The 6,671-nt window shown below is 41.3% G+C and carries 4 protein-coding genes; all 4 read right to left on the reverse strand.

The features are described 5' to 3' along the window. Window positions 1-160: 160 nt before the first annotated feature. From IJ535_RS07435 to IJ535_RS07450, 4 genes are read right to left on the reverse strand one after another with little or no spacing between them, the layout of a single operon-like run. Entirely contained in the window at window positions 161-553 is a 393-nt protein-coding gene (locus IJ535_RS07435; RefSeq protein ID WP_294295446.1) for an LptM family lipoprotein, read from the reverse strand. A gap of 16 nt (window positions 554-569) precedes the next feature. Then, window positions 570-2,267, reverse strand: coding sequence for an amino acid ABC transporter ATP-binding/permease protein (locus tag IJ535_RS07440; RefSeq protein ID WP_294300794.1), 1,698 nt, complete (start codon window positions 2,265-2,267; stop codon window positions 570-572). Next, complete coding sequence (locus IJ535_RS07445) at window positions 2,267-4,009, reverse strand: ABC transporter ATP-binding protein/permease (RefSeq protein WP_294300797.1); 1,743 nt, start codon at window positions 4,007-4,009, stop codon at window positions 2,267-2,269. Before IJ535_RS07445 ends, IJ535_RS07440 begins: the two co-directional genes overlap by 1 nt. A 25-nt stretch (window positions 4,010-4,034) precedes the next feature. Then, on the reverse strand, window positions 4,035-6,140 hold the full coding sequence (locus tag IJ535_RS07450; RefSeq protein WP_294300800.1) for an amylo-alpha-1,6-glucosidase: 2,106 nt from the start codon (window positions 6,138-6,140) through the stop codon (window positions 4,035-4,037). Window positions 6,141-6,671: the final 531 nt, after the last annotated feature.

A 6,671-nucleotide genomic window follows, 5' to 3' on the forward strand; every position in this document is an offset into this window, starting at 1 on the left:
GCTTCAAAGTGTTTCGTGCTCCCGCAAGGCATCCTCCATGCCTGCGCATGGGGCCTCCCCGCCGGCGTGGGTCCCCACCATGCTTGACATGGCGCCTCCTTGCTCGCGCTTGCCTAGGCTATGGTCAGTTTGTTACCTACTACCTCATCTATAGTTTGTGCTACTCCAACACGGAGTCTACCAGTACGAAGTAGGTGCCTTCGCCTTTGGTGTAGGTGGCGAAGCGGCCAACCACGGTGATTTTGGCTCCATCCTCGGGGTATTCTTCCTCGGGCAAAATATATTCTATACCTTCGGTACAACATCCTAAGGCGTCATACACAATGCAGGAATGGGTGCCGCCGTGGGTGGTATTGCTGTCTCCATCCATTCGCACCATCTGCCCCTTATAATCGGAAGGATGGGATAACATATCATACACATATGAATATACCATGGTTGATGACATGGTAGTTAAATCCACATCCACATCCGATACTTTAGTCTTTTTTCCACAGCCAGTAACTGTAAATAACATACAGGCTGCAAGTAAAATACACGTAAACCTCTTCATAAATCTAATATAACCCTTATTGTTCTATCTCAACCACAGTATCAGCCACTCCCATGGTTGATTTTCTGTGGGATACTAGCACTACAGTCTTGTCAGAAGCCTCCTCCTTAAGAGACTTTAAGATGATTCCTTCGTTTAAGGAATCAAGTGAGCTGGTTGGCTCATCCATTAATATCATATTGCCTCCATGAAGGAATGCTCTGGCTATTCCAATTCTTTGCTTTTCTCCACCAGATAGTGTGGATCCAAGTTCGCCAATTACTGTATCATATCCATGTGACAAACTAGTGATAAAGTCGTGAATACTAGCCTTCTTTGCCGCACTTATAATCTCTTCTTTTGTAGCATCAGGCTTTCCTACAGCAATATTATTTGCTATAGTGTCGTGGCTTACCCAGGTATCCTGGGTAACAAAGGATTGATTATCCCTCAATGACTGAGTATTAATATAATCTATCTCCACTGGCCCGTCCAACTTATCATAGTAATGAATCTGACCTGCATCTGTATCCCAAAATCTCATAAGCAAGCGAAGCAAGGTAGATTTGCCGCTACCGCTTGCCCCATGAATTCCAAGAATCTTTCCCTTTTTAATATCAAGAGAGATATTTTTAAGGACATCAACATCCTCGTAAGCAAATGATACATTGTTTACAGTGGCGATATTACCTCTGGCATTTGCCACCATTTCCAAATCGATTCCATCATCAATCTCTGCCACCAAAGGTTCTTCATCTAACAAATCCAGCACTCTCTTACCACAGGCAAGGGTTTGATTAAGATTATTTGAAAGTGCAGCAAGAGCCACAACAGGGCCAAAGGAGCTCATCATGGAAACTGTGGCTATAATCACCTGCTCAAAGCTGACTTTATCTTTGCTGTAAGCCACCAGCATCACGCCAAGCACTATAATAGAGAACAGCTGTATAGAAAGATTAGTAAGACTCTTTTGATTTTTCTCAAATCCAACAAGGGTCTCCTTTGTATCTGCTAAATCCTCTCCCCTGTTATTAAGCTGCTCTAATGTATCCTTGCCAGCCCTAAACTGAATTGTTTCATCAACACCGTAAAGTGCACCTAAAATAAAGCTATTCATCTTAGCAAATTCTGTTCTAAATCTAAGACCTGCCCCAGCAGATTCTATTTCGTTTGAAACAGGAATCATTCCTCCAACAGTCACGTATGCAATAGCTGCTATTATACCTGCTATAGGATACTGCATTCCTATAAAAATAGTCATTAATAATGACACCAAAACGCCAATTGCTATTGGAGAAATGGTGTGGGCAAAAAACACCTCCAAAAGCTCTATATCACTGGTAATCATAGTTATTAGATTACCCTTTTCTTTTCCCTCTAGCTTGGCTGGGCAAAGTATTCTTAGCTTTTCAAAAACCTTGTGTCTGATAATAGCAAGAATCCTAAAGGCTATATAATGATTGCAGTATTGCTCCCCGTAGTGGAACAGGCCTCTAAGTACACCTACTGCCACAAGGATGCCAAAAAGCTTTGGCACTGTCTTTTGTAACACAGGATTTTCGAAGCTTTGGGCCACCATTACCACACCCTCAGCACCTATTACAGTTACAAATATTGCACATAGATGGCCTAGGGTTCCAAGCAGTATGCCAAGTAGCATCACTGCGGTAAGTGGCTTAACCAACCAAATAAGGCGGGCCATAATTTTGAATCCAGAAGGTTTATTTTCTCTCATTAAATATCACCTCCTGAATATGTTTCCAGCTCATGCTGCGCCATAAATAGCTTTGCATAGCTTCCTTTTTTATCCATCAATTGCTTATGGGTACCATGTTCTATAATGCTTCCCTGCTCTAGCATAAGAATCTCATCTGACGCAACTACATTTGCCAGCCTATGGGATATCAACAGTACAGTCCTTCCCATATCCTTAGACAATTTTCTGATTACCTTCATGATGATTTCTTCCGATTCCACATCAATGTTACTGGTTGCTTCATCAAATATATAGATAGGACTGTTTTTAAGAAGAGCTCTTGCAAGGCAAAGACGCTGTCTTTGTCCACCTGAAAGATTACTGCCACCCTCTGTAAGGAGATAATCAAGCCCTCCAAGAGGCTGAAGTTCATCCAAAAGATTCATTATGTTAAGCGCACTATTAAGCTTTTTATCGCTAGCCTTTTTATTTCCCAAAAGAAGATTATCCCTTACTGTTCCAGGAAAAATAAAGCTATTGTAGGAAACAGCTGTAATAGCACTCATTAAAGAATCCTCACTAATATTCTTTATCTCCTTGCCGCCTACAGTAATGTTTCCCTCATATCCCTTAAACTGCCTTCTGATTATTCCTGCGATGGTAGATTTGCCAGAGCCTGATACACCTACAATAGAAACCATCTTTCCAGTTGGCACATCCATATTAATACCGCTTAAAACCTTTTGCCCCTTTTTTTCATAAGCAAAAGCAACGTTTCTAAATACAATATCATAGCTATCTTTATTCAGCTTTTCCTTGCCAAGCTTAGGCTCTTTAATATCAAGAAAATCAAATATCTTATCGGCAGCCTTCATACCGTTCATCCCAATATGAAAGTAGGAGCCAAGCAGTCTCATTGGAAGAAAGAACTCTGCTGAAAGCAGCAAGAACATAATAGCCTCATCAAGCTTCATCTCACCAATAGTAAACTGCCCCAATGTTACAGCAATTCCTACAGCAGCGCCAGCATAAGCTACCACATCCATTACGATGGTGCTATTAAGCTGCATAGAAAGCACCTTCATAGTGATTCTTCTAAACTTTTCTGATTCCTCATCCATCTCCTCTAAGGCCTTTTCATCAGCCTGGTAAATCTTAAGGGTGGTCATTCCATGAAGCTTCTCTAGGAATGTATCTCCCAAGCCGTAATAGATTGTAAAATACTTGTCTAGTAGCTTTCTTGCCACCTTCATTACAATCATGATGACAATAGGAATTAGCGGAACTGCCGCAAGTAGTACAGCTGCTGCTTTAACATTAAACTGAAATAAAAACAAAAATAATGTAACAGGAGCAATTAACGCATATACGAATTGGCTAATGTATTTACCAAAATATACCTCCAGCTGCTCTACTCCCTCACCCATCATCTGGGTAATCTGAGCAGATGATACGTATTTACGATATCCGCTTCCTAGGCGAAGAAGCTTAGCATAAATCATATCTCGCATTACATTTTTTACATCTACACTAGCCTCAAAGGATGCTTCCGTATACAGCCTGTCAAAAACCATACGTGCAAACACAGAAAATAGAGCTACCCCTAAATATATGAGTAGCTGCTTCACATTTAACTTATGAAAATATGCCTCTGACAGTGTACGTGAAATGCAACCCACAATAATAATCTGAGCCACTAATCCAAGCCACTGCCACACCACCTGCAAAAGTACATATTTTCTGCCGTTTTTTAACATCCCAAGTAATCTAGTTTTAATCATTTTATATTTACCTATTTCAGGAAATTTATTCCTTTAATAAAGCGTAGGCTCTAAGCACCTCTCCCACTGACCAGGCCTGGGCATAACATCCACGGGCTGTATGTGGTTCATCTCCATCAAAGATTTCAGAGATTGTTCCAATACATCCCTCTACTAAATGCTTTTCTACAGGTTCAAACATAGCCTTGGCTTCCTCAATTGTCTGGGCACTGTGGCCACCAGTCTTAAGATACGCCTCTATAAATGCTCCCAGCAAAAATCCCCAGGCTGTACCCTGATGATATGCATGGTCACGTTTTTCAAGTGCCCCTTGATATATGCCATGATACTGTTCATCCGATGCATCCAATGAACGCAGTCCCACGCCCACATACAATCTATCCTTCACTACCCTTACCACAGACTTTTCCTTTTCAGGGTCAAGCATTGTAAATGGTAAGCTTACTGCAAAAATCTGATTTGGTCTAAGTGTAGCATCCTTTGATTCATCATCAACTACATCATAAAGGTATCCACCCTCTTCATACCAAAACTCTGAATTAAATGCTTCCTTTACCCAAATAGCCAGCTGGCTACATCCACCTGCGTATGCCAGGTAATTCTCTGGCTTGTTATGAGTACGTCTGGCAATTCCTCTAGAGATTTCCTCCATAGTCATAAGGGCGTTATACCAAAGAGCATTAATCTCTACTGGCTTGCCATGTCTAGGGGTAACCACCTCATCACCAATACGCACATCCATCCAGGTAACCTGATCTAATCCACCGCCAGCACGCATAAGTGCATCATCATCCATTCCTATAGAAAACAATGTACCCTTCCTATATGCACCCATGATTTCCTGCAAACCAGGATATATCTCGTCCTCTACAAACTTCCAGGCTTCATCTGTATCAACATACTTAAGATAATTGTATACAGCATAAAAATACCAAAGTGACGCATCAGCCGTGTTATATAAAGGCTCCTGCCCACCATCTGGGAACATATTAGGAACAAGACCATTTTTGATATATTGTGCAAATGACAAAAGAATTGATTTAGCATCCTCAAATCTGCCTGTCTCAAGGCAAAGTCCAGTAAATGAAATCATTGTATCCCTGCCCCAATCTGTAAACCAAGGATAGCCTGCAATAATAGTCTTTCTTCCTGTAGATTTTCTATCAACAATAAACTGGTCTGCAGCAACAGTAAGAATCTGAGCCAGCTCGTCATCCTCCTCAAAGCCAGCCTTTTCTATAAGCTCTTCTATTCTCTTCTTATTCTTTTCAACCTCAATGAAAGCCGTATCCTTTTCAATTACAGGAAATGGCTTCCAGGTCTCCTTTTTCTTGCCCTTTGAATCATTTATCTCAACAGTACACACGAATGAAGACTTAGCAACCCCTCCGGCGTCCACTTCCATTACAAAATCGTATGGCTTAAGATGGCAATCAAGGCCATCCGCCTCATTATCAAGCTCGAACTGAAGCTCCATGTTCTCATCATAGATATTATTGCGCTTAACCATTTCACAGCCTGCCGCAATAAGAGATACCCTGACCTTCGAATTGCTAACAGGGGTATAATAAAAGCCCACATTACCCACTTCTTCATTTCGATATTCCTTAAAGACTTCCTCTGGAAGCTCCCAGCGCAAATCTTCCACAGTCATGTGCTCACCATGGTCACGATAATTCATAAGAGGCGTAATAACCACACCTGCAGCTGGTCCATTATTTTCTAACGTATATGCGATAGTACACTGATTCTTTCCCTGCACCAAAGATATAGTCTTGGTAAGACGCATACCACCAGCCTCGTACACAAATGTAATATTTCCATCGTATTTAAAGCTTTTAAGATGCATATTTCCCTGATTAAATTCGCTAGTATAAGGCCCCTTATGCTGTGCAGTTGTCAAATCGTATATACGGCTTGAGCATACCAACCTTTCATTTGTCTTGGAAAAAACCAGATATCTTTCAACTGGTGAATGCAAACTGGCTATTAGATAACCCTGATGTGTCCTAGAGTGTGCACCGATAATAGTGCTTCCTGCATATCCACCAATACCGTTTGTAAGAACCCATTCCTTATTAATACAATTCCTGTAGTTATTCAACTTATCAAAAACAAATTCAAAACTCATTATTATTCTCCATCTTCCCGCCTAAAAATATTTTCTACGTTTTATCCCTTTTTAGTCATATTATACACAATATGCCAATAATTATAAAACCGCTTAAGTAAATTTCTCAAAAATATTGTCACTATTCACGGCCATCCCCACCATAAGCGGATTTCCCCGCCCCCTCCAGGCCCCCTGCCCAGGGCTAGTCTAGGCATCTCAGATGTGCCCGCCCTATGAACCGGCCAGTATCCCAAGCTGATTGCATCATTGGAGAAGAATTGCTGATTTTCTTAATGCCACAAGCGAGCATACATCACGTGTCCTTTCACGGCTTTGACTATTCGAAGGCACTGTATGTATCTCGCAGACACTTGTTAGGTTACTTAATAGCAGTGGCGGCAATATTAGTATTAATTGCATTCATATTACATTCGCCAAGTGGAATTAAAAGCAGTTTTTGTATGTTTTCCTACCGGCTTCAAGCTCAGTCCATTTCGCTATCAGCCTTGGGCTGCCGTCCGTGGCAGCCCATATGAAAACATTCAAAAA

This window comes from Pseudobutyrivibrio sp. (assembly GCF_017471675.1).
Classification (GTDB): Bacteria; Bacillota; Clostridia; order Lachnospirales; family Lachnospiraceae; genus Pseudobutyrivibrio.